15 protein-coding genes are annotated in these 21,266 nt (G+C 63.9%); 7 read left to right on the top strand and 8 right to left on the bottom strand.

The genetic code is table 11. The annotated features are described in order from the left end of the window. Positions 1–22: 22 nt before the first annotated feature. The 4 genes from ACI48D_RS10215 (at position 23) to ACI48D_RS10200 (ending at position 2,382) form a co-directional block, all read left to right on the top strand. Entirely contained in the window at positions 23–1,009 is a 987-nt protein-coding gene (locus ACI48D_RS10215) for a hypothetical protein (protein WP_435571111.1), read from the top strand. A gap of 123 nt (positions 1,010–1,132) precedes the next feature. Beyond that, entirely contained in the window at positions 1,133–1,627 is a 495-nt protein-coding gene (locus tag ACI48D_RS10210; protein WP_435571110.1) for a helix-turn-helix domain-containing protein, read from the top strand. After that, positions 1,596–2,132 (top strand): IS630 family transposase, encoded by a 537-nt coding sequence (locus ACI48D_RS10205; RefSeq protein WP_435571126.1) that lies wholly within the window; start codon positions 1,596–1,598, stop codon positions 2,130–2,132. The genes ACI48D_RS10210 and ACI48D_RS10205 overlap by 32 nt, the downstream gene beginning before the upstream one ends. After that, positions 2,122–2,382: a PAAR domain-containing protein gene (locus tag ACI48D_RS10200; protein ID WP_435571125.1), complete on the top strand. Its 261-nt coding sequence runs from the start codon at positions 2,122–2,124 to the stop codon at positions 2,380–2,382. The genes ACI48D_RS10205 and ACI48D_RS10200 overlap by 11 nt, the downstream gene beginning before the upstream one ends. 67 nt (positions 2,383–2,449) lie before the next feature. Here the strand turns inward: ACI48D_RS10200 and ACI48D_RS10195 are convergent, their stop codons facing one another. From ACI48D_RS10195 to xdhA, 8 genes are all read right to left on the bottom strand, one after another. Next, a complete protein-coding gene (locus ACI48D_RS10195) occupies positions 2,450–3,511 on the bottom strand; it encodes a S1/P1 nuclease (RefSeq protein ID WP_435571109.1) in 1,062 nt (353 codons plus the stop codon). A gap of 32 nt (positions 3,512–3,543) precedes the next feature. Further along, positions 3,544–5,244: a bifunctional metallophosphatase/5'-nucleotidase gene (locus ACI48D_RS10190; protein ID WP_435571108.1), complete on the bottom strand. Its 1,701-nt coding sequence runs from the start codon at positions 5,242–5,244 to the stop codon at positions 3,544–3,546. A 169-nt stretch (positions 5,245–5,413) separates the two neighbouring features. Next, the gene (locus ACI48D_RS10185) at positions 5,414–8,827 is read right to left on the bottom strand and encodes a TonB-dependent receptor domain-containing protein (protein WP_435571107.1); all 3,414 of its coding nucleotides are present in this window, start codon (positions 8,825–8,827) and stop codon (positions 5,414–5,416) included. Between the two features lie 608 nt (positions 8,828–9,435). Further along, positions 9,436–10,926: an adenosine deaminase gene (locus ACI48D_RS10180; RefSeq protein WP_435571106.1), complete on the bottom strand. Its 1,491-nt coding sequence runs from the start codon at positions 10,924–10,926 to the stop codon at positions 9,436–9,438. A gap of 45 nt (positions 10,927–10,971) precedes the next feature. Next, positions 10,972–12,276, bottom strand: a complete 1,305-nt coding sequence (gene guaD / locus ACI48D_RS10175; RefSeq protein WP_435571105.1) for a guanine deaminase — start codon at positions 12,274–12,276, stop codon at positions 10,972–10,974. A gap of 5 nt (positions 12,277–12,281) precedes the next feature. Continuing rightward, positions 12,282–13,313: a xanthine dehydrogenase accessory protein XdhC gene (xdhC, locus tag ACI48D_RS10170; protein ID WP_435571104.1), complete on the bottom strand. Its 1,032-nt coding sequence runs from the start codon at positions 13,311–13,313 to the stop codon at positions 12,282–12,284. Position 13,314: 1 nt separating this feature from the next. Continuing rightward, on the bottom strand, positions 13,315–15,666 hold the full coding sequence (xdhB, locus tag ACI48D_RS10165; protein ID WP_435571103.1) for a xanthine dehydrogenase molybdopterin binding subunit: 2,352 nt from the start codon (positions 15,664–15,666) through the stop codon (positions 13,315–13,317). 11 nt (positions 15,667–15,677) lie between these two features. Continuing rightward, positions 15,678–17,147 (bottom strand): xanthine dehydrogenase small subunit, encoded by a 1,470-nt coding sequence (xdhA, locus tag ACI48D_RS10160; protein ID WP_435571102.1) that lies wholly within the window; start codon positions 17,145–17,147, stop codon positions 15,678–15,680. Positions 17,148–17,307: 160 nt separating this feature from the next. Between xdhA and ACI48D_RS10155 the strand changes: the two genes are divergently transcribed. The 3 genes from ACI48D_RS10155 to pilB all read left to right on the top strand — a co-directional run bounded on the left by ACI48D_RS10155 (position 17,308) and on the right by pilB (position 21,258). After that, on the top strand, positions 17,308–17,865 hold the full coding sequence (locus ACI48D_RS10155) for a ClpP family protease (protein ID WP_435571101.1): 558 nt from the start codon (positions 17,308–17,310) through the stop codon (positions 17,863–17,865). A 124-nt stretch (positions 17,866–17,989) separates the two neighbouring features. After that, positions 17,990–19,288, top strand: a complete 1,299-nt coding sequence (locus ACI48D_RS10150) for an HlyC/CorC family transporter (RefSeq protein ID WP_435571100.1) — start codon at positions 17,990–17,992, stop codon at positions 19,286–19,288. A 239-nt stretch (positions 19,289–19,527) separates the two neighbouring features. Then, positions 19,528–21,258, top strand: coding sequence for a type IV-A pilus assembly ATPase PilB (pilB, locus tag ACI48D_RS10145; protein ID WP_435571099.1), 1,731 nt, complete (start codon positions 19,528–19,530; stop codon positions 21,256–21,258). Positions 21,259–21,266 lie beyond the last annotated feature (8 nt).

Below are 21,266 nucleotides of genomic sequence, written 5' to 3'. Positions count from 1 at the left end.
ATCTTAAATGGAGAAAGAAAACATGCGAAATCTGAACTTAGAAGCGACCGTCTGGAACCTCTTTACCTCGCTCGAATTGTTCGAAGCCGCCGCACACGAGTGTGAGGGCACGATGGCATGGTTCGGTACCCTCGCCATTGCACGACAGACTGCCAATTTCGGAAGGAACAACCAGATTTTCGATACTTTCAAAGCGCTAGCACGCGACTTCAGGCGTAGTGCCGAGCTCGCAAGGCTCGGCGACTATAAAGCAATATGGAAGACTGCCGGTTACGTCAGAGGCGATATCCGCGGCATGATGGAACAACCACTGCACAGTTGGATGACTGAAGCTGAGTATCGGGAGTTCGAGGAAGTAAGAATTAGCCGATTGATGACCTATGCGAGACTGATCAAGCACTCGCTTCATAACGGAGTTGTTGGCGCAGAATACTTCTTTCACCCGAACCCAGATTGCCCCGAACGAAGCAACGACGATGACGGGTTCCCAGAAGACTCTATTGTTAAAACCTACGAATCAAATCTTCATTGGTATAAAGAACCGTTATTCCCTAAACTGCCTGAACCGCTGCAAGAATACGTAATCGATAAGTCAATCAGCTGTCAAACCGGAGATGAAGTACCATGGACCGGAGTCTGGTATCCCGCTACCGGCTTAGAGAAGCACAGCTTGACCTTTGCAATCAAGGGATTGCGAATGCAGCCCGCATTTCGGGTTACCAAAACGGTGGAAGAACTCAAGCGCGAAAGCGATGGTGCAATAGTCACCGATCCTGAAACGGTTGCCGTAGCCACTACTTGGCACCCGGTCATCCCATCTGGTCGTATGATCGACGTCGACACAAATAAAGAACTACAAGCGAAAGCGGTCCAAGCCTGTCCAAGAGCAGGTATCTGGCAACCAATGGAACCAAGCGCAGCACAAAGAAGTTATAAAGAAAACGAAACGATGGCTGACCTCGGGTCCGCATACGGCATCACTGTCTGGCGTTGGATAGCAGATCGATAAATCAGCAAGCTCCTTGTAATGGCAATGATGCCGGGAGAGAGACAATGAAAGGTGTGATTCGACTAAGTAGTCCTCCCAAATTTTGAGTAAACTCAGACGAGGATTGCTGCAGGAGTCGCTGCCATGAAACGCTTGATGTTGTCCGATACTGAGCGTCGGACGCTGCGGGATATGGGGATTTTCCATCCTCATCCACGGGTTCGGATGCGTGCCCAGGGCATCTTGCGGTTGAGTCAGGGACTGACGCTGCAAGAGACGGCTGACGAGTTCTCTGTGCATTTGAATAGCGTGGAGCAATGGCGCCAGCGTTGGAACAAGCTTGGGTTGACAGGGCTGTACGAGGGGCGCCATACGGGGCGACCGCGGAAGTGGGCGCCACAGCAACAGCAAGCGTTAGGCGAGTTGGCGCACTCGGAGGGCGGCACCATTGCCGCGCTGCTGCGCCACTTGAAGCAGCGCCATGATCACGTATCGATCAGCGACGGCACTGCTGCACGCTATCTCAAGGAAATGAAATTCAGCTATAAGCGTTACCGCTACAGTTTAAAAAAAACGCAACCAGGAGGCGTTCGAGCGCGCCGGCAAGATCATCGAGGCTCTGGGCCGGCTCGACCATGAGCAACGGTGCGAATTGCTGTACTTCGACGACTCAGGTTTCAGCCCGAATCCCTCATTGCAATACGGCTGGAGCCGAATTGGTGAAACCCGGTCCGTAGAGCCGCTGGCGCATCGGCAACGGGTCAACGTGCTTGGCGCCTTGCGCCATGATGGCCAGCTGATTTGGACTACGCAACAGCGACCGACCAGGCGCGAAGACGTCATCGCCTTTTTCGATCAGATCGCCGACCAGTCGCATTCGGTGCCACGCATTGTGTTGCTCGATAACGCGGCCATTCACAAGGGCGAGGCGATGGAGAAAAAGCGGCGACGCTGGGCACGTCAGGGTCTGCACCTTTACTACTTGCCGCCCTATAGCCCGAAACTCAACCGTATTGAGATCGTCTGGAAGCACGCCAAGTACTTCTGGCGTCGTTTCGTCGCCGTGAACGGCGCGGCACTCCTCGACGAAATCCGATCCTTGATGAAAGGTTTCGGGACAGAATTCACAGTAAATTTTTCCTGACTACTTAGGTGACGGTACCAGCCATGGCGGCAAAGTAATTGCCGCTTCCGGTACCTCATCCGTGAACGGCATCGCAGTTGCCCGGCAGGGAGATGCCTGCATGTGCCCGATCAACGGGCATGCATCCTGCGTCATCGCGGAAGGCGACCCCATGATGCTGGAGGGCGGCATACTGGTCGCCTTCCATGGACATAAAACCTCATGTGGCGCAACGCTCATTTCATCGACACCGACATCGGGCACGGTCTGACGAACAAGGTAAAAAAACCGCCGCATGCCAGGTGCGCGCGACGGTTTCAATACAGCCGAAAACCGGCTTACTGCCAGATCGCCTGTAGCAGCTGCGCCAGGTGGTAACCACCCTTGATCAGCTGGGTCTTGGCGATCGCGGAGCTCGGCACCGGATAGTTCTGCGGCACTTCCAGGCTCCAGGTGTAGTAGGCCTCGCCCTTCTTGCTGGTCTGCGGGGTGATCTTGCCGACGGTGACGCCCTCGAAGGCCTGCTTCGACACGGCTAGCGCGTCGTCCGCCCACTGGTAGGGCCAAGTGGCCGGGTCGCCGCTGGCCGGGGCAATCGCGGGCTTGCCGTCGATCGCTGCCTGCGCGAACTGGTCCGGAGTCTTGGTGCGGATGCGGCGGAAGGCGTAGTTGACCGTGGTGCTGTCCCAGTAGGAATGGAAGGGCTTGGTCAGCGCCTTCGGCACGCCTTCCTTGATCGGCTTCGCCTCTTCCGGCGGGATCACGTCCGACACGCCGGCGACCAGGCTGCTGAGCTTGGCGTCATCCATCAGGAAGTTGTTGCCGCCGCGCGAATCGAAGACCGCGGTCTCGTCGATCTCGGCCTTGGTCTTCGGCACCACGAACTTGCCGTCCTTGTTGACGAAAGCGGCGCCCACGTGCAGCGGCTGGTGGATGTCGCCGGTCATGTGGGTGATCAGGATCAGGGCTTGGCGCGGGGTGAACTTGTGCGGGTTGGTGGCCGGGGTGTCCCTGCCCTGCAGGACGGCGATCGCCTGCTTCAGGGTCTGCACGATGTCGTCGTCGGCGGTGCCGACCGCGCCGTCATGGTAGTGCTCGAGCTGGAACGGCACATCGGTGTAGTGGTATTCGCTGTGCTTCGGATTGGCGTTCACGTACTCGACCATGTCCGGGCTCTGCGGACCGCAATAGCTGCCCTTCACGCAGTCCGGCCAGTTGGCGACCGACTCCAGGGTTTCACCCGGCAGCAGGATAGCCTTGACCTGCTGTTCGGCCTTGCTGCCCTTGATCAGTTTGTCGGCGATGGCGCCGACGGCGCGGTGGCCGTCGTTGCCCCAGGCGAGCGCATTCGTCGAGGCGAAGGCGCCTGCCAGCGCGAGGACACAAGCGAGTTTGTTCATGGTGGTTCCTTGTTGCGTTTCGAAGTTTGACGTCAGCGCACTTTGTTGATTCGGGCCTGAGGCGCGGTCAGCGAGGACGCGCCGATTCCGGGGTTCTGTTTAAGGTAGGCGATCAGGGCGTCGAGGTCGCGCATGCCGGTGTCCTGGCGATTCACCCCCTTGGCCAGCACCGGGAAATTGTCGCCGCCGTCGGCCAGGAAGTTGTTCGCCACGATGCGATAGGTCTGGGAGTCCCCGACCGGCTTGCCGTCCACCTTCAGGCTGCCCGGCACCAGGCGCTGCCCCACCGGGCGGGTGCTGTCCCAGGCATAGGACAGGGCGCTCGACACCTGCAGCGTGTAGCGCTCGTTGCCGGGGCGGTCCCACTGCTGTTCGAGCAGTGTCCTTAATTGTGCGCCGCTGATGTCCAGCACCACCAGGGTATTGCCGAAGGGGAGCACGGCCTGGGCCTGGCCGAAGCTGACCACCCCGCCCTCGCCCGCCTCCAGGTCCTTGCGGATGCCGCCCGGGTTCATGAAGCCGAGCTGCACGCCGTGCTCGCGCATGGCGGCGACCGCGGCGTCGGCGATCACGTCGCCCAGCGGCGATTCGCCGGACTCGCTCTCCTTGCGCGGGACGCTCGAAGCGGCGATGCGCGCGATCGGTCTGGCCAGCTCGGCGGTGCTGCGCGCGCGCACCTCGCGCAGGTAGGCCGCCATCTGCGCATCGGGCGTGAAAGCGCTCGGGGTCATCACCACGTTGCGGACCTGGATGTCGTCGACACGGCCGCTGGCCGGGTCGACCGTCATCCTGATGCGCGACAGCAGGTGGCCGGCGGCGTCGGCCTGGGTGACCACGCGGCCGTCAACCTTGCACAGGTAGCCCTTGTGCGAGTGGCCGGTGATGACCAGGCGGATGGCCGGATCGAGCTTCTTGACGATGCCGACGATCGGGCCCTGCAGGCCGTCGCAATACGTCTTGTCGTAGGCTTCGCCGGTATGGCCGCCTTCGTGGATCAGGACTACGAACACCTGCGCACCCTGCGCGCGCATCTCCGGCAGCGCCTTGTTGATCGATTCCGCTTCGTCGAGGAAGGACAGGCCCTTGATGGCGGAGGCCACCGCCACCGACGGCGTGTCCTTCAGCACCGCGCCGACCAGGCCGACCTTCACGCCCTTGACGTCGACGATGCGCCAGCCCGGCACCAGGTTCTTGCCGGTCTGCGCGTCGACCACGTTGGTGGCGAGATAGGTGAAGCCGGCGCCGCGGAAGTCTTTCGACAATTGGCAGGCCTTGCCGGGGCGCGGCGAATCGCAGCCGCCGTGCTGCTGGCGCAGCAGTTCCTTGCTGCCCTGGTCGAACTCGTGGTTGCCGAGCGAGCTGGCGACCAGCCCCATCCTGTTCATCGCCTCGATGCTGGGCTCGTCCGCGAACATCGAGGACATCGCCGGGCTGGCGCCGACCAGGTCGCCGGCGGCGACGAACAGCAGGTCCTTGTCCTCCTTGCGGAAGGCGTCCAGCGCGCCTTTCAGCACATCGATGCCGCCGGCCTGGATGGTCTCTTTCTTATCGCTGCCCGCCGGCGCCCAGGTGTACTTGCTGGGTTCCAGGTTGCCATGGAAATCGTTGATGGCGACGAGATTGAGTTCGATCGGGCCGCGCGGCTGTGTTGCGGGCGCGCTCGCGCAACTCGCCAGCATCAGGCTCGCGGCCAGCGCGGTGAGTCCGGCGCGGACGGGACGGGAAACGGTCATGAAGTAGTACACCTTATCTTGTTGCGACGGACTGCAAGCCGGGAATTATTGCATGTTATCCAGCCATCGCGGGTCTTTACGCGGCCGCAAAAACCACGCTTTCCATAAATAGAAAACGGCCGGTGTCGCCACCGGCCGTTTCGATCGTCCTACTTACGAAATCAGGAGATTAGAAGTCGTAGTGCAGGGTGATCTGTGCTGCCCACTGCGATTCGCCCTTGTTCTGGCGGATGTTGTAGTCGTCCGTCTGGGTGCGCACTGCGTAGACATAGTGGCCCTGTGCATCCAGGCCGGCGTAGTCGACGAAGCCGCGGGTCTGGCCGCCCGACGACGAGAACGGCATCTCGTTGATGTGACCCCACTTCTTGTTCAGCAGGTTGCCGACGTTGAAGATGTCGAACGAGATACGGCCCTTGTTACGTGCGAACATGCCCGGGATTTCCTGGCTGATGCGCAGGTCGAAGCTGTTGGTCCACGGCGCGAAGTCGCTGTAGCGGCTCACGACGCCACCGGCGGCGTTCTTCAGCGCCTTGTTGGCGTTGACGACGTCCCAGAAGCGCTGCTCGTTGGCGTGGTTGGTCGCGGTGTCGCCTGCGAACACGACTTCACCCGAACCGAAAGCCTTCGGGATGTACATCAGGTCGTTGGTCGAGATGCCGTCGCCGTTCAGGTCGTTCTTGAAGGTCCAGCTGTACGGCTTGCCGGTACGGCCTTCGTAGAACAGGCCGAAGCGGGTCTTCAGGCCGGCCAGGAAGGCCTTCTCGAAGTTCACCGAGGCGCTGATACGGTTCTTGACCAGGTAGGCCGAGTTGGCGGCCACGTCTTCGTTCGGATTGAACACGGAGCGTGCGCCGTAGTTCGAGCTCGAGGTCGACGAGGTCAGGTTCGACACTTCGGTCGCGTAGGTGTGGGTCGCGGCGATCGACCAGCCCAGACCACGGGTCATCGGGTAGGTCAGCGACAGGGTTTCCAGACGGCTTTCACCCTTGTCGGTGCCGGTCGCCATCAGTACGTTGCCGTAGTTCAGGTTGCTCAGCGCCTTGGTGGTGGTGGTGCAGCCCGTCGCGGTGTTGACCGAGTTGTTACCCACGTTCCAGCACTTGGCCAGCAGGCCGCCGGTCGCGTTCCAGAACATCTGGCGGCCGTCGGTACCGGTAGCGGTCGGGGCACCCAGGTTCAGGTTCTGGTAGGTCAGGCCATCCTTGGTCTTGATGTACAGCGCTTCGGCGCCGGCCACCAGGCCGTACCACGGCAGTTCCATTTCGAAGGCCAGGTTCGACTTCCAGTTCGACGGCTGGCGCAGGCTGCTATCCAGCAGGTCGACGCTCGAGGTCGCCGGAGCGCCGGTCACGTTCTTCTGTGCATCGACGTTCGGGCTGAAGGTGCCGTCCACGTTCGGGCAGCGGGTCGCGCCCGAGCCCGAGCAGGTGCTCGAACGGGTGGCGATACCGGCGTTCTGGTACGGGTTGGCCAGCCACACGCTCATGGCCGCGCCCTGGAACAGGCCGGCGCCACCGCGCAGCTGCATCATGCGCGGGGTGTTGAAGCGGTAGTTGAAGCCGAAGCGCGGCTGGAACAGGCGCTGGCCGTCCGGGGTGACAGTATTGTCACGGCCGAAACCACCGGTCTGGCGGCCGCCATTGACGCCGGCGATGACCGGTGCCGCGAAGGCGGTGTTTGCCGGCGGACGGCTGTTCACGTCGACCTGGTCGAGGCGGAAGCCGGCATTCACGGTCAGCTGGCGATTGACGCTCCAGGTGTCCTGCAGGAACAGGCCGGTGTTACCCAGTTCGAACTGCGAGATCGCATCGTTCAGGGTGTGGCCGGCAGCGGCGGTCTGCAGGGTGTACGACGACGGACGGCCGCGGTTGAAGTTCTCCAGCACGGCAGCTTCGATCTGGGCCAGCGACGCGGTACCGCAGTTGATCGTGCTCGCGCCGATCGTGTTGTACGTGAAGTTGTTGTCGCAGGCGAAGGTGTAGTTGCCGTACACGTTCTGCAGGAACGCGTTGTAGATCTTGTTCTTCTGGTAGTCGGCACCGAACTTGATCTCGTGGTCGCCGACGGTCCAGTTGGCACCACCGTAGTAGTCCTGGGTACGGGTCGCGAGCACGTTCTGCTGGCGCGAGTTTTCGGTACCGGCGTTGATGAAGCGGTTACCGGTACGGGTGCCGGCCGGAGCGTCCGACGGCAGCGGGCCGCTGAACTGGAAGCCCAGGGTCGGCAGGCGGGCGTTGTTCTTCGGTACCGAGTCGTAATCGCGCGACGATGCCTTGAACTCGGTCGAGAAGGTCGGGGTCCAGTCGGAGAAGACCTGGGCGACAACGGTCTCGATCTGCTTCTTCTGGGTGTACAGGAAGGAGCTCAGCGAGATGCCGGTGGCCGAGAAGCTCGGGTAGATCGGCTCGGACTGCGAGGTACGCTGGTAGCGGATGTTGGCGCGGTGGTTCTCGTTGATGTTCCAGTCCAGCTTCAGCATCTGCTCGCGCGAGCTCAGCTCGCTGCCACCGGCCACCGGGGTGCCGAGGTCGATGCCGTACTTGCTCTTGGCAGCGTTCACGACCTGGTTGATTTCATTCCGGGTGATGCCGACGGTGGTGCCCTGGCCCTGGCCGATGTAGCCGAAGTCCGGCGCCGAACGGCTCGAGCTGGTCTCTTCGCTCAGGGCGTAGAGGAACAGCTTGTCCTTGACGAGCGGACCGCTGGCCCACACACCCTTGGTGGTTTCGGTGAACTTCGGCGGGTCGCTGTATTCGCCGCTGGCGGTATTGAAGCGCTGGCCGGACAGCCTGTCGTCACGGTAGACGTAGTAGACGCCGCCCTTCCAGTTGTTGGTACCGGACTTGGTGACGGCGTTGATGTTGCCGCCGGTGTAGCCCTTCTGGGTCACGTCGTAGTTGGCAACGTTGACCTGCACCGACTGGATCGCTTCGATCGAGATCGGCTGGCGTGCGGTCGGGCTGCCGTTGGCTTCCAGGCCGAAGGTGTCGTTGATGGCGACGCCGTCGACGGTCATCGAGTTGAAGCGCGAGTTCTGGCCCGCGACGGACATCTCGCCGCGTTCCTTGTCGGTCTGCGACACGCGGGGGTCGGCACGTGCGTAGTCCTGCAGGTTGCGGTTGATCGACGCCTGGGTCTGCAGGGTGGCGTTGTTGATCGAGGTGCCCGCGCCCATGTTGTTGCGGTTGAAGATGTCGGCGCGCGCGCGGTTGCCGGCGACCGTCACGGTCTGCATCGGTGCGCCGATGGTGGCGTCCACGGAAGCGGTCTCGGCCAGCTCCAGGTAGATGCCTTCACGTTTCTCGGTTACGCCGTTTTTCGTGATAATGATCGTGTACGGACCGCCGGTACGCAGGCCGCGTGCGACGTAGCGGCCTTCGGCATCGGTCATGACGTTGCTGACCGAACCGGATTCGGTGTGGATGATTTGCACCGAGGCGCCGGCGGCAGGCTTGCCGTCCGGGCTCGTGATGCGACCGCCAACTGCCGAAGTCGTGTTCTGGGCAAGAGCCGGAGCCCCCGCCAGTGCAATCGACAAAGCCAGCGCCAGCTTGGTCAGCTGGATCCGTTTTTGATAGATCATTGGATTAACCCCAAAAAGACTAATAGTTATATAAGGGAAACGTTGTTCCCTCTCTCACAGTACTGCAAGCCTGAGACCGACCGCTCATCGCCGTCGTCTGTACATTCGGACCCTCCCGCCCAAGGCGGCGCACGCGATTCTAGCGGTCAACTATTTCCCGGCCATGAAGGCCAGAAGTTGCCAGCTTCGTCTTGCGGTTGGTTAACAAAAGACCAATATGCATGAAGCGAAAAGCCATGGCAAATACGTTTTCTCTTGGAAATTTATAGCTTGCGCGTATAAGTTGCTGAAAAAACGGGCAGGAAACCGCGTGCAGGACGACTTTCCCCTAGGAAAACGCACGGCGGGATTATAAGGGAGGCATTCTGTAGAAAAATCGTTTCGCTTGTTTTTTGGGCAAAGCCATCAAGAAAGCGTGGGAATTGTAGCGAGTTGACCACAGGGATAGCATAAACATATGCATTTTTGGCGTAGTGACATGCTGCTCAAACGCGCCGCCCCCCGAGGGCGGGGACCCATACTGAGATGGCCGAAGAGGCTCAGCATGGGGAGTCGGGCTGGGCAATGTCCGGCACGACGGTGGTGCGGGACGACGGTGGTGCGTGCTGTCAGCGCTTGACGGCGCTGCGGTCCAGGCCCGCAATCTCCGCTTCGAATTTCGCAAAGCGCTGGTCCAGCTGCCTGGTCAGGCGGGCCTTGTCGACCGCATCCAGGAAGGAGTAGCGGATGCTGTTGTAGGAAGCCTTCTTGAGCTCGGCGTAGCCGGGCTTGTAGCGGCTGGCGAACAGCACGTACTCGTTGGCCAGGTTGTGACGGGTCACGCCGGCGTCGTCGGTCGAGATCACGTAGGGCACGCCGTACTTGCGGTACAGGGTGACCGGGTGGTTCTGCTTCTCCACGCCCTCGATGAAGGCGTTCGAGGTGAGGTTGATCTCGACCGGGATGTCCTTCTCGCGCATGCGCTTCATGATGGCGGCGGCATTGGTCTCGTGGGCCAGGTCGATGCCATGGCCGATGCGGTCGGCGCCGGCCAGGTTCACGGCCTGGTCGATGTGGAACTGCAGGTCTTCCGGCGGAACGTCGCCCAGGGCCAGTTCGCCGGCATGCAGCGCCACCTTGACGTCCGGGTAGACCGACTTCAGGAAGCGGAACATCTTCATGTGCAGCGTGTAGTCGCGCATCGACACCATCTGGCTCTCCTGCCCGACGATGTTGACGCCGACGATCTTGCTGTCCTTCCTGGCCGCCTTGAAGCCGGCCAGCATCGAAGAGAACACCTGGGACGGATTCAGCAGGCGCAGCACATAAGTCTGGTAGCGCATGGTGAAGCGCTCGTCGTCGATGCCGGCGGCGGCTTCGTCGATCCTGGCCACGAAGTCGGCGATCGACCCGTTGAACTTCGGATCCGCGTCGAGCTGCGACATCCACGCGCGCATCTGCGTCTCGAAGGCGGCATCGTCGCGGGCATTCTGCCAGGCCTGGGCGTCGAAGTCCTTGTTCACGACGAAGGGCGACATCTTGAACATGGTCTCGATATAGCTGACGTTCTCGCGGATCGCGCGTTCCTTGATCTCGACCAGGCCGTCATGGAAGTTGGCGTTCGAGACCGGGCCGAAGTACAGGAAGGTCTGGAAGAACTGGCGGTCGGGCGGCGCCTGCAGCGCGCCGTGGTTATGGAAATCCTTGCTCGACCAGCGTTGCAGCAGTTCGCGGTAGGTGAAGTCGTCGGCATAGACGTCGGCGGTGCCCAGGCAGTTGCGCTCTTTGGCCGGCTTGGCGCGCTCGGCATCCACCACCGCCTTGTCGGTCTCGATGCGGTAGGTCTGCTTGTTGACGCAGTAACCCTGCTTGTCGAGGAAGTCTACATAGGTCTCGGCATAGATCGCGCCGGAATAGTGGTGGTGCAGGTCGCCGCCCTTCGGCATCTGGGTGAAGAACATGGTCAGCTCGGCCGTCTTCGGTTCGCTGCCGGCGATCAGGGCAGCGTAGTGGCGGGCGGTGGCGGCTTCGTTGGCGTTGACGGCGGTGGGACGGGCGGCGGCGTTCGCGGCGGCCAGGGCGGCAACGATCAGGAGGCTGCTGCTCAGGTTCTTCTGCATAAAGGTTCTCGATCTGTCTGTGGGCGGAACAAGGTGGACGAAACGTCAGGGCAGCGTCCGCTCGTGGACCAGGCGACCGGCCGCGTAGGTGGCGTGGATGGCGCGGTCGTCGCCCAGCAGGGCCAGCGCAAACAGGGTTTCCTCGAGCGTGTTGCTGTGCGCGGTGCGGCGCGCCAGCAGCGGCGTGGCCCTGGGGTCGAGCACGATGAAATCGGCTTCAAGCCCAGGCGCGAAATTTCCGATCGTCCCCTCGAGCTGCATGCTGCGTGCGGCGCCCAGCGTGGCGAGGTAGAACATGCGCAGGGCCGGGAGGTAGCTGCCTTTCAGTCGCGCAACTTTATACGCTTCATTCATGGTTTGCAACATCGAGAACGAGGTTCCCGCCCCCACGTCCGTGCCCAGCGAGACCAGCGCGCCGGCCTTGTCGGCCCGGGCGACGTCGAACAGGCCGCTGCCCAGGAACAGATTCGAGGTCGGGCAATGCGCGATCGCCGAACCGGTTTCCGCCATGCGCGCGAAGTCGGTGTCGTCCAGCCAGATGCAATGGCCGTACATGGCGCGCGGGCGCATCAGGCCGTAGTGGTCGTACACGTCCAGGTAGCTGCGGCGCTGCGGGAACAGCTGGCCGACCCAGGTGCATTCGTCGCGGTTTTCCGAAACGTGGGTCTGGATGAAAGTGTCCGGATACGCGCGCGCCAGCTCGCCGGTGGCGGCCAGCTGGGCCTCGGTGGAAGTCGGGGCGAAGCGCGGGGTGATCGCGTACATTGCCCTGTCCTTGTTGTGCCAGCGCCGGATCAGTTCTTCGCTCTCGCGCAGGTCGGCGGTATCCTGCAGGAAGTCCGGGCAGTGGCGGTCCATCAGCACCTTGCCGGCGCCCATGCGCAGCTTGCGGGCCGAGCTTGCCCCGAAAAAGGCGTCGACCGACTCCTTGTGCACGCTGCAGTAGACCAGGGCCGTGGTGGTGCCGTTACGCAGCAGCTCGTCGAGGAAGAACTCGGCGGTCGCGCGCGCGTGACCGGGGTCGCCGAACTGGCGCTCGGTTGGGAAGGTGTAGGTCTCCAGCCACGGCAGCAGGCCCGGGGCCGGCGAGGCGATCATGTCAGTCTGCGGGAAATGCAGGTGGGTATCGATGAAGCCGGGCGTGAGGATCTTGCCGCGGTAATCGATCACCCCGGTGCCGGCCGGCAGACTGGATGCCAGCCGGGCGTAATCGCCGGCCGCCTTGACGCGGCCGTCCTCGACGACCAGCAAGCCGTCCGCGTGCCAGGCATGGGCATCGTCGGCAAAGGCCGGATCGGCGTGAAAATGCAGCAGGCTCGCTCGGTAGGCCTGCAGGTTCTGGGTGTCCATCGGCATTAGATTCTTTCTGTTGAGGCTATCGGTGCGGTGCGGGTTTCCCACACCATCAGCAGCTGCGCGGCCACGGCGACGGCAATCACGGCGGGTGCCTTGCCCTCGATGCCGGGCACCCCGATCGGGCAGGCCATGGCATCCAGGCGCGCCTGCCCCACGCCGCGCTCGCGCAGGCGGTGCTCGAACTGCTTGCGTTTGGTATGCGATCCGATCAGCCCGAACCAGTCGGCTTCGAATGCCGGGCGCTTCAGGATCGCTTCGGCCAGGCGCTGGTCGAGCGCATGGCTGTGCGTCATGACGAGGAAACTGGTGCCCGGCGGCGCATGCTCCACCAGTGCTTCGGGAATATCGGTGGCCTCGACCGTGACATTGGCCGGCAAGTGTTCGGGGAACAGGTCCTCGCGCTCGTCGATCCAGGTCACGCGGCAGGGCAGCTCGCCCAGGGCGCGCACGATGGCCGCGCCCACGTGGCCGGCGCCGAACAGCATCAGGTGCGCACGCGGCGCTTCGATCTTGTCGACCAGCCAGCGCCGCCCACCCGGCTCGCGCATGATATGGGTGCCGTGCCCGCGTGTAAAGTCCGCGGCTGCGCCACCGTACAGTTGTTGTCCACGCGCGTCGAACAGCGCCAGCTCGGGCGCGCCGTCCAGCGCCACCAGGCGCCAGCTGTCTTCAGCGGTGCGCGCCGCCAGCAGCGCCGCGTGGGCGTGGTCGAGCAGCTCGAACGCCAGTTGCACGACGCCGCCGCAGCACTGCCCGAGGCCGGGGCCGAGCGGGAAGCGTTCCAGGCGCCGGGCTTCGCCTGTCGCCAGCATGGCGCGCGCGACTTCGGCGCCGCGCAGCTCGAGGTGGCCGCCGCCGACCGTGCCCCACTGGCGCACGGCATCGACCAGCATTTTCGCCCCGGGTTCGCGCGGCACCGAGCCTTCGACCGCGGCCACGGTGACCAGCACCCTGGGCGCGGGATCGAAGCCATGCGCGGGCCCATGGGCGGGCACATGCGCGCCTGCCGCAGCAAGCAGCCAGTCTTCCATCTCAGGCGCTCGCCGATGCTGCCGCTTCCACCGCGGCGACCGCACCCAGGATTGCTTCGCAGGTCGCCGGCGCGTTCAAGGGCGGATTCACCTTGTGCCCCGCGATGCTGGAGATCGCGTCGCGGATCGCGAAGAACACCGAGAACGGCAGCAGCAGCGGCGGCTCGCCCACGGCTTTCGAGCGGTGGATCGAATCCTCGACGTTGCGGTTCTCGAACAGGCGCACGCGGAAGTCTTCCGGGCAGTCCGACACCGCCGGGATTTTATAAGTCGACGGCGCGTGCGTCATCAGCTTGCCGCCCTCGTTCCACCACAGTTCCTCGGTGGTCAGCCAGCCCATGCCCTGGATGAAGGCGCCTTCGACCTGGCCGATGTCGATGGCCGGGTTGAGGGAGCGTCCGGCGTCGTACAGCGCATCGGCGCGCAGCAGCTTCCATTCGCCCGTCAGGGTGTCGACGATGACTTCCGACACCGCCGCACCGTAGGCGAAATACGAGAACGGATGCCCGGTCATGGTCTTCGGGTCCCAGTGCAGGCCGGGAGTCGCGTAGTAGCCGTCCGACCACAGCTGGGTGCGCGCCAGGTAGGCTTGCGCCACCAGCTCGCCGAACGGAACCTCCTGGCCATTCACGAATACGGTGTCGGCCGCGAAGCGCACGGCCTCCGGCGCACCGCCATGCCGCTTCGCCGCGAAGGCGGCCAGGCGCTCGCGGATTCTCCGCGCCGCATCCTGCGCCGCCTTGCCGTTCAGGTCCGCGCCGGTGGAGGCGGCGGTGGCCGAGGTGTTCGCGACCTTGCTGGTGTTGGTGGCGGTGATGCGCACCCGGGCGGAGTCTACGCCCAGCTCGTGCGCCACCACCTGTATCACCTTGGTGTTCACGCCCTGCCCCATCTCGGTGCCGCCGTGATTCACCAGGATCGAACCGTCCACGTACACGTGCACCAGCGCGCCGGCCTGGTTCAAGTGGGTGACGTTGAAGGCGATGCCGAACTTGACCGGCGTGAGCGCCAGGCCCTTCTTCAGCACGGGGCTGCCGCGGTTGAACGCGTCGACGGCGGCGCGGCGCGCGCGGTATTCGGCGCTGCCTTCGAGTTCGTCGACCAATTCGTGGATCACGTTGTCGACCACGACCTGGCCGTAGGGCGTGACGTTGCGCCCGGTATTGTCGTCATGTTTGCCGTAGAAATTCAGCTTGCGCACGTCCAGCGCATCGCGGCCGAGATTGCGCGCGATGTCGTCGAGCACGTATTCGATCGCGATCGCGCCCTGCGGGCCGCCGAAGCCGCGGAATGCGGTGTTCGACTGCGTGTTGGTCTTGCCGCAGGCGGCGCGGATGTCGACGTCGGACAGGTAATAGGTATTGTCGAAGTGGCAGACGGCCCGCGTGGCCACCGGGCCGGACAGGTCCGCCGAGAAGCCGGCGCGCGAGACCATGTCGACCCTGGCCGCGAGGATGCGTCCCTCGTCGTCGTAGCCGACCTCGTATTCGTAGTGGAAGCAGTGGCGCTTGCCGGTGACCAGCATGTCGTCGTCGCGGTCGGCGCGCAGCTTGACCGGGCGGCCGCACAGCTTGGCCGACACCGCCGCGGCCGCGGCCCACAGCGCCGACTGCGATTCCTTGCCGCCGAAGCCGCCGCCCATGCGCCGGCATTCCACGACCACGTGATGCGAATGCAGGCCCAGCGCGTGCGCGACCACGTGCTGCATCTCGCTCGGGTGCTGGGTCGAGCACAGCACCAGCATGCCGTCGTTCTCCTGCGGGATGGCGTAGGCAATCTGGCCTTCGAGGTAGAACTGTTCCTGGCCGCCGACGTGCAGCTCGCCTTTCACCGTGTGCGGGGCACGTTCGAAGGCCGCCTGGGCGTCGCCGCGCGCCAGGCGCATCGGCGGCAGCACATAGCTTTGCGCGGCGCGCGCGGCCTGCGGGCTCAGGATCGCCGGCAGTTCTTCATAGGTGACCACAGCCTTCTTCGCCGCGCGGCGCGCGTTGTCGTGGCGGTCCGCCACCACCACGAACAGCGGCTGCCCCACGTACTGGACCAGGCCGTCGGCCAGGATCGGGTCGTCGTGGATGATCGGGCCGCAATCGTTGGTGCCGGGGATGTCCCGCGCCGTGTAGACCGCGACCACGCCGCGGCTGGCGCGCACGCCGTCCAGGTCGATCGACACGATCTTCGCATGCGGCTTGCCCGACAGGCCCAGCGCGGCGTGCAGGGTGCCGCGGACTTCATCGATGTCGTCCGTGTAGTCGGCCTGGCCGAGCACGTGCAGCCTGGCCGATTCGTGGGCGCGCGCGACGCCGACCGCGCTCCATGCCGCCGTTTTCAATTCCGGTGCGCTCATGTCGTTCATGCTCGCTCTCCTCAGGCACTCAGGTAGGAATAAGCATTGACGGCTTCGGCCGGCAGCGGGTTCTCGATCCGGGTCTCCAGCCAGAAGCGGCGCAACAGGTTCTGCGCGCCCTGCATGCGGTAGGCGTCCGAGGCGCGCATGTCGGTGAGCGGCGCATAGTCCTGCGCCAGCGCCGCCATCGCATCCTTCAGCGCGGGTTCATCCCATGCGCGTCCGAGCAGCGCCGCTTCGGCACGGGCGGCCCGCTTCGGGGTCGCGGCCATGCCGCCGAAGGCGAGTCGCGCATGCTTGATGACGCTGCCGTCGAATGCGAGGGCGAACGCGGCGCACACGGCCGAGATGTCCTGGTCGAAGCGCTTCGCCAGTTTATAGCTGCGGAAAGCGAGCCCGGCACGCGGCAGCGGAATCCGCAGCGCTTGCACGAACTCGCCCGGCTGCAGGTCCTTCTGCTGGTAGCCGAGGTAGAAGTCTTCCAGCGCCAGCTCGCGCTCGCCGGCCGAACCGCGCAGCAGCAGGCGACTGCCGAGCGCGATCAGCCAGGGCATCGAGTCGCCGATCGGCGAGCCGTTGGCGACGTTGCCGCCCAGGGTGCCGGCATGGCGGATCGGCAGCGAGGCGAAGCGCTGCCACAGCTCGGCAAGTTGAGGGTAGCGCGCGCAGACGGCGGCATAGGCATCGTTCAGCGAGACGCCGGCGCCGACCTCGAGCATGCCATCGGCCTCGCGCACGGCCTTCAGTTCTTCCACGTGGCCGAGCCAGATGATGTCGGCGATGTCGCGCATCTGCTTGGTGACCCAGAGGCCGACGTCGGTCGAGCCGGCCAGCAGCACGGCCTGCGGATGGGCGCCGCGCGCCGCCACCAGTTCGTCGATGGTGCGCGGCGCATGGAAAGTCTGGCCGCCATGGCTGTAGACGGTGCCGGCCTCGCGCTGCAGGCCCTGGAGCGTCGCGGCCAGCGTCTTGCGGTCGAAGTCCACGCGCGGCAATTCCGTCATGCGGCGCGCGGCCTCGATGATGGGGCGGTAGCCGGTGCAGCGGCACAGGTTGCCGGACAGGGTGTCGTCGATCTCGCGGCGCGAGGGGCAGCCCTGGCCTTCCTGCTTCAAATACATACCCCACAGCGACATGGCGAAACCCGGCGTGCAGAAGCCGCATTGCGAGCCATGGCACTCGACCAGGGCCTGCTGCACCGGATGCAGCGTCCCGCCGGCCTGCTGCAGGTCTTCGACGGTGAACAGGGCCTTGCCGTCCAGGGTCGGGGTGAACTGGATGCAAGAATTCACCGCCTTCATCTCCAGCTTGCCGTGTTCCAGCGATCCGAGCACGACGGTGCAGGCGCCGCAGTCGCCTTCGGCGCAGCCTTCCTTGGTGCCGGTGCAATGCAGGTCTTCCCGCAGATGCTGCAGGACAGTCTGCGTGGGCGCGACGCCGCTCACTTCATGGACGGCCCCGCGGTAGAAGAATCGGATCGGTGTGGACATTGTTGCCTCGGATTTAACCCAGCTTATGAGATTAACACCGGAGGGAGCGCAACATATAAGCCACGGATGATTTTGAATATCATCGAATTCGAATAATGTGGCGTCCGTGCGCTTTCATTATCATTTTAATTGCTATGCTTGGGTCCACAAGGGAGGAACAATGGGCTTGCACGTCGTACATTTCATCGGTCCGATCAACGCCAACTCGGCCTGCACGATCCGCAACCTGTGCCTGCAGGCCCTGCAGAGCGGCGCCAGCGAGATCGAACTGCACATGTCGACCGAAGGCGGCAACATGACGGCCGGCTTCGCCCTGTACTTCTTCCTCAAGTCCCTCCCCCTGCCCCTGACTACCTGGAACGTCGGCAGCGTCGAATCGGTCGGGGTCGCGATCTTCCTGGCCGGCCAGAAGCGCTATGCCTGCCCCGGCACGCGCTTCCTGATCCACCCGCTGCACTGGGGTTTCGGCAACCTGGTGGCGGCCGACCATGCCCGCATTTCGGAATGGCGCGACTGCCTCGACTTCGATGCCGAACGCTATGCCACGATCTTCGAGGAAGCCACGCGCGGCGCCCGCACACCCCACGACATCCGCGGCTACCTCACCGGCAGCTCGCGCATCTATACGGCCGACCAGGCGGTCGACGCCGGCATCGTCCACGCCGCCCGCCAGGCCCGCCTGCCCGAAGCCGGAACCACTTCCCACTGGTGGAACTAAATTACTTACGTCGTCGCCCCCGCGCAGGCCGGGACGACGGTAGGTGGGGACCCTGATCAAACTTGCAAGGCCCCTTCCCTTACCTTAGAATCGGCCCTTCCCCTGCTGATCCTCACGGTAAATCTTGGAAACCGTACCCCTTTGGGCGCTGGTCCTTGCCCTCGTCGTCCTGATTCTCTGCTCGGCCTTTTTCGCGATGGCGGAAACGGCCCTGATGGCCGCCAACAAGTACCGCCTGAAGCACCTGGCCAAGCGCGGCCACCGCGGCGCCGTCACCACCCTGTGGCTGCTGGAGCGTACCGACAAGCTGCTGTCGCTGGTGCTGATTGCGAACACCCTGATCAATGCCATGGCCACCGCCCTGGTGACGGCGATCGCGATCCTGTTCTTCGGCCATGAGGAAAGCGTGATCACGATCGCCACCGCCAGCGTGGCCTTCCTGCTGATCGTGTTCGCCGAGATCGCGCCGAAGGTGATCGGCGCCACCTACCCGGAACGCATTTCGCTCGGCACCAGCCTGGTCCTGCGGCCGCTGATGAAGGTGGCCAAGCCGGCGATCTGGTTCGTCAACCTGTTCGTCTCCGCCCTCCTGCGCCCGCTGGGCATCCGCGGTGGCGCCGAGGCCGATCAGCAGCGCCTGACACCCGAGGAATTGCGTAGCGTCGTGCTAGAAGGCGGCAACTTCATACCGCAGAAGCACAAGAGCATTCTGCTCAACCTGTTCGACCTGGAAAAGATCTCGGTCGAAGACATCATGACCCCGCGCCCCCAGATCGAAGCCCTGAACCTGGCCCTGCCGGTCAAGGACATCAAGGCCGAGCTGACCACCTGCTACCACAACAAGCTGCCCGTCTACGAAGGCGAGATCAATAAGATCGTCGGTATCCTGCACGTACGCAAGGCGCTCGGCCTGCTGAACCAGGCGGACGAACTGACCGCCGACCACTTCCGCGAACTCTTGAGCGAACCGTATTTCATCCCGCAGGACACGGGCGTGTTCACCCAGCTTCAGTATTTCCAGGAAAACAAGGAAAGGCTGGGCATCATCGTCGACGAATACGGCGAGGTGCAGGGCTTGGTGACGCTCGAGGACATCATCGAGGAAATGATCGGCGACTTCACCACCTCGACCCCGGGCACCGCGCGCGCCGACGCCATGGCCTGGAACGCCAAGGGCGAATGCCTGCTCGAAGGCAGCACGCCCCTGCGCGACATCAACAAGAAGCTGGGCCTGGACCTGCCGCTGGACGGTCCCAAGACCGTGAATGGCTTGCTTCTTGAGCAACTTCAGGAAATCCCGGAGTTCCCGATTGCGCTCAAGGTCGGGCAATGCGTGATCGAAGTGGTGCAAGTGCAGAATCAATCAATCAGGATCGTGAAACTGTTGCGCCCGGTCGTCATCAAACGGTGGCTGGTGGCCTGAACGGTTGCCGGCCCGTCGCCCCCGCCTCCGCGGAAACGACGGGATAATTCCGCCAGGAGCCCCCATGTCGCCCACTGCTTGCTTGCCACCTCTGCAATACCATTCCGTCTACGTGGTATGCACGCCTCTTTCCCTACGCCAATCTCTTTACAAATTTGATGCCTGCGGGCATGATCCCAAGCAGCCGCCGGGCATGACCGTCCAGCCCGGTTCCTTGTCGCCACTCCACCCCTGATCCTATGGCAGCAGTCCTCACCAACACGCTTGCCGGCACCGCGTTGCCCGGGTTGGCGCGCGCCCTGGTCCAGGCCGGAAGGCTGACGCTGCCGCAGGCGGACAGCCTCCAAAAGAAGGCGGTAGCCGACAAGGCAGGCTTCATCGACACCTTGCTCGGCTCCGGAACCATCGATGCGCGCGGCCTGGCGGTATTTTGTGCCGAGACCTTCGGCTATCCCCTGCTCGACCTCTCCACCTTCAGCCCGGATAGCCTGCCGACGAACGCGATCGACGCGCGCCTGATGCAGGCCCAGCGCGTGGTGGCGCTGGCCAAGCGCGGCAACAAGCTGTCGGTCGCGCTGTCCGACCCGACCAATTCCCAGGCCCTGGACCAGATCAAGTTCCAGAGCGAAGCGTCGGTCGAGCCGGTGATCGTGGCGCACGACACCCTGCTGGCCCTGCTGGCCGGACTGTCCAAGAACGCCGAGCAGAGCATCAGCGAGCTGGCCGGCGACGATGCCGACATCGAATTCGCCGAGGACGAGCCGCAGACCACCCAGGCCGAAGCGGCGGCCGCCCTGGAAGTCGAGGACGCGCCGATCGTGCGCTTCCTGAACAAGGTGCTGATGGACGCGATCACCCTGGGCGCCTCGGACATTCACTTCGAGCCCTACGAAAAGCAGTACCGGATCCGCCTGCGCGTGGACGGCGTGCTGCGCGACCACCTGGCGCCGCCGCTGTCGATCCGCGACAAGCTGGTTTCGCGCATCAAGGTGCTGGCCAAGCTCGACATCTCCGAGAAACGGGTCCCGCAGGACGGCCGCATGCGCCTGGTGCTGTCGCCGACCAAGTCGATCGACTTCCGCGTCAGCACCCTGCCGACCCTGTTCGGCGAAAAGACCGTCATGCGTATCCTCGACGCCACCCAGGCGCAGATGGGCATCGATGCGCTCGGCTACGACCCGGACCAGAAGGCACTGCTAATCGACGCCATCACCCGCCCCTATGGCATGGTGCTGGTGACGGGTCCGACCGGCTCCGGTAAAACGGTGTCGCTGTACAGCTGCCTGAATCTGCTGAACAAACCCGGCATCAACATCTCGACGGCCGAGGATCCGGCCGAGATCAACCTGCCCGGCGTGAACCAGGTCAACGTCAACGAACGGGCCGGACTCACCTTCCCGGTCGCGCTGAAAGCCTTCCTGCGCCAGGACCCGGACATCATCATGGTCGGCGAGATCCGCGACCTGGAAACCGCCGACATCGCCATCAAGGCCGCCCAGACCGGCCACATGGTGTTCTCGACCCTGCACACGAACGACGCGCCGTCGACCCTGACGCGCCTGATGAACATGGGGGTGGCGCCGTTCAACATCGCCTCCTCGGTGATCCTGATTACCGCCCAGCGCCTGGCGCGCCGCCTGTGCACCTGCAAGCAGCCGCTCGACATCGAGCGCGACGTGCTGAAGGCGGCCGGCTTCCGCGACGCCGACCTGGACGGCGAATGGAAGCCCTACGGCCCGGTCGGCTGCGAACGCTGCCTGGGTTCGGGCTACAAGGGCCGGGTCGGCATCTACCAGATCATGCCGATCACGCCCGCGATCGAAGCCCTGATCCTGGCCAGCGGCAACTCGATGGAGATCGCCGCCCAGGCCGAGGCCGAGGGCGTGAACTCGCTGCGGCGTTCCGGCCTGATGAAGGTGAAACAGGGCCTGACCAGCCTCGAAGAAGTGCTCGGCTGCACCAACGAATAGGAAATCAC

Origin of the sequence: Massilia sp. LXY-6, from assembly GCF_051233485.1 — a bacterium.
Classification (GTDB): Bacteria; Pseudomonadota; Gammaproteobacteria; order Burkholderiales; family Burkholderiaceae_D; genus Telluria.
This window is presented reverse-complemented; position numbering and strand designations above follow the sequence as displayed.

What these genes read in the sequence shown, in the direction of transcription:
- guaD (WP_435571105.1), bottom strand. Translation starts at nt 12,276, where the DNA reads ATGGACACCCAGAACCTGCAGGCCTACCGAGCGAGCCTGCTGCATTTT.
- ACI48D_RS10155 (WP_435571101.1), top strand. Translation starts at nt 17,308, where the DNA reads ATGGGCTTGCACGTCGTACATTTCATCGGTCCGATCAACGCCAACTCG.
- ACI48D_RS10210 (WP_435571110.1), top strand. Translation starts at nt 1,133, where the DNA reads ATGAAACGCTTGATGTTGTCCGATACTGAGCGTCGGACGCTGCGGGAT.
- ACI48D_RS10195 (WP_435571109.1), bottom strand. Translation starts at nt 3,511, where the DNA reads ATGAACAAACTCGCTTGTGTCCTCGCGCTGGCAGGCGCCTTCGCCTCG.
- xdhB (WP_435571103.1), bottom strand. Translation starts at nt 15,666, where the DNA reads ATGAACGACATGAGCGCACCGGAATTGAAAACGGCGGCATGGAGCGCG.
- ACI48D_RS10215 (WP_435571111.1), top strand. Translation starts at nt 23, where the DNA reads ATGCGAAATCTGAACTTAGAAGCGACCGTCTGGAACCTCTTTACCTCG.
- xdhC (WP_435571104.1), bottom strand. Translation starts at nt 13,313, where the DNA reads ATGGAAGACTGGCTGCTTGCTGCGGCAGGCGCGCATGTGCCCGCCCAT.
- xdhA (WP_435571102.1), bottom strand. Translation starts at nt 17,147, where the DNA reads ATGTCCACACCGATCCGATTCTTCTACCGCGGGGCCGTCCATGAAGTG.
- ACI48D_RS10180 (WP_435571106.1), bottom strand. Translation starts at nt 10,926, where the DNA reads ATGCAGAAGAACCTGAGCAGCAGCCTCCTGATCGTTGCCGCCCTGGCC.
- ACI48D_RS10185 (WP_435571107.1), bottom strand. Translation starts at nt 8,827, where the DNA reads ATGATCTATCAAAAACGGATCCAGCTGACCAAGCTGGCGCTGGCTTTG.
- ACI48D_RS10190 (WP_435571108.1), bottom strand. Translation starts at nt 5,244, where the DNA reads ATGACCGTTTCCCGTCCCGTCCGCGCCGGACTCACCGCGCTGGCCGCG.
- pilB (WP_435571099.1), top strand. Translation starts at nt 19,528, where the DNA reads ATGGCAGCAGTCCTCACCAACACGCTTGCCGGCACCGCGTTGCCCGGG.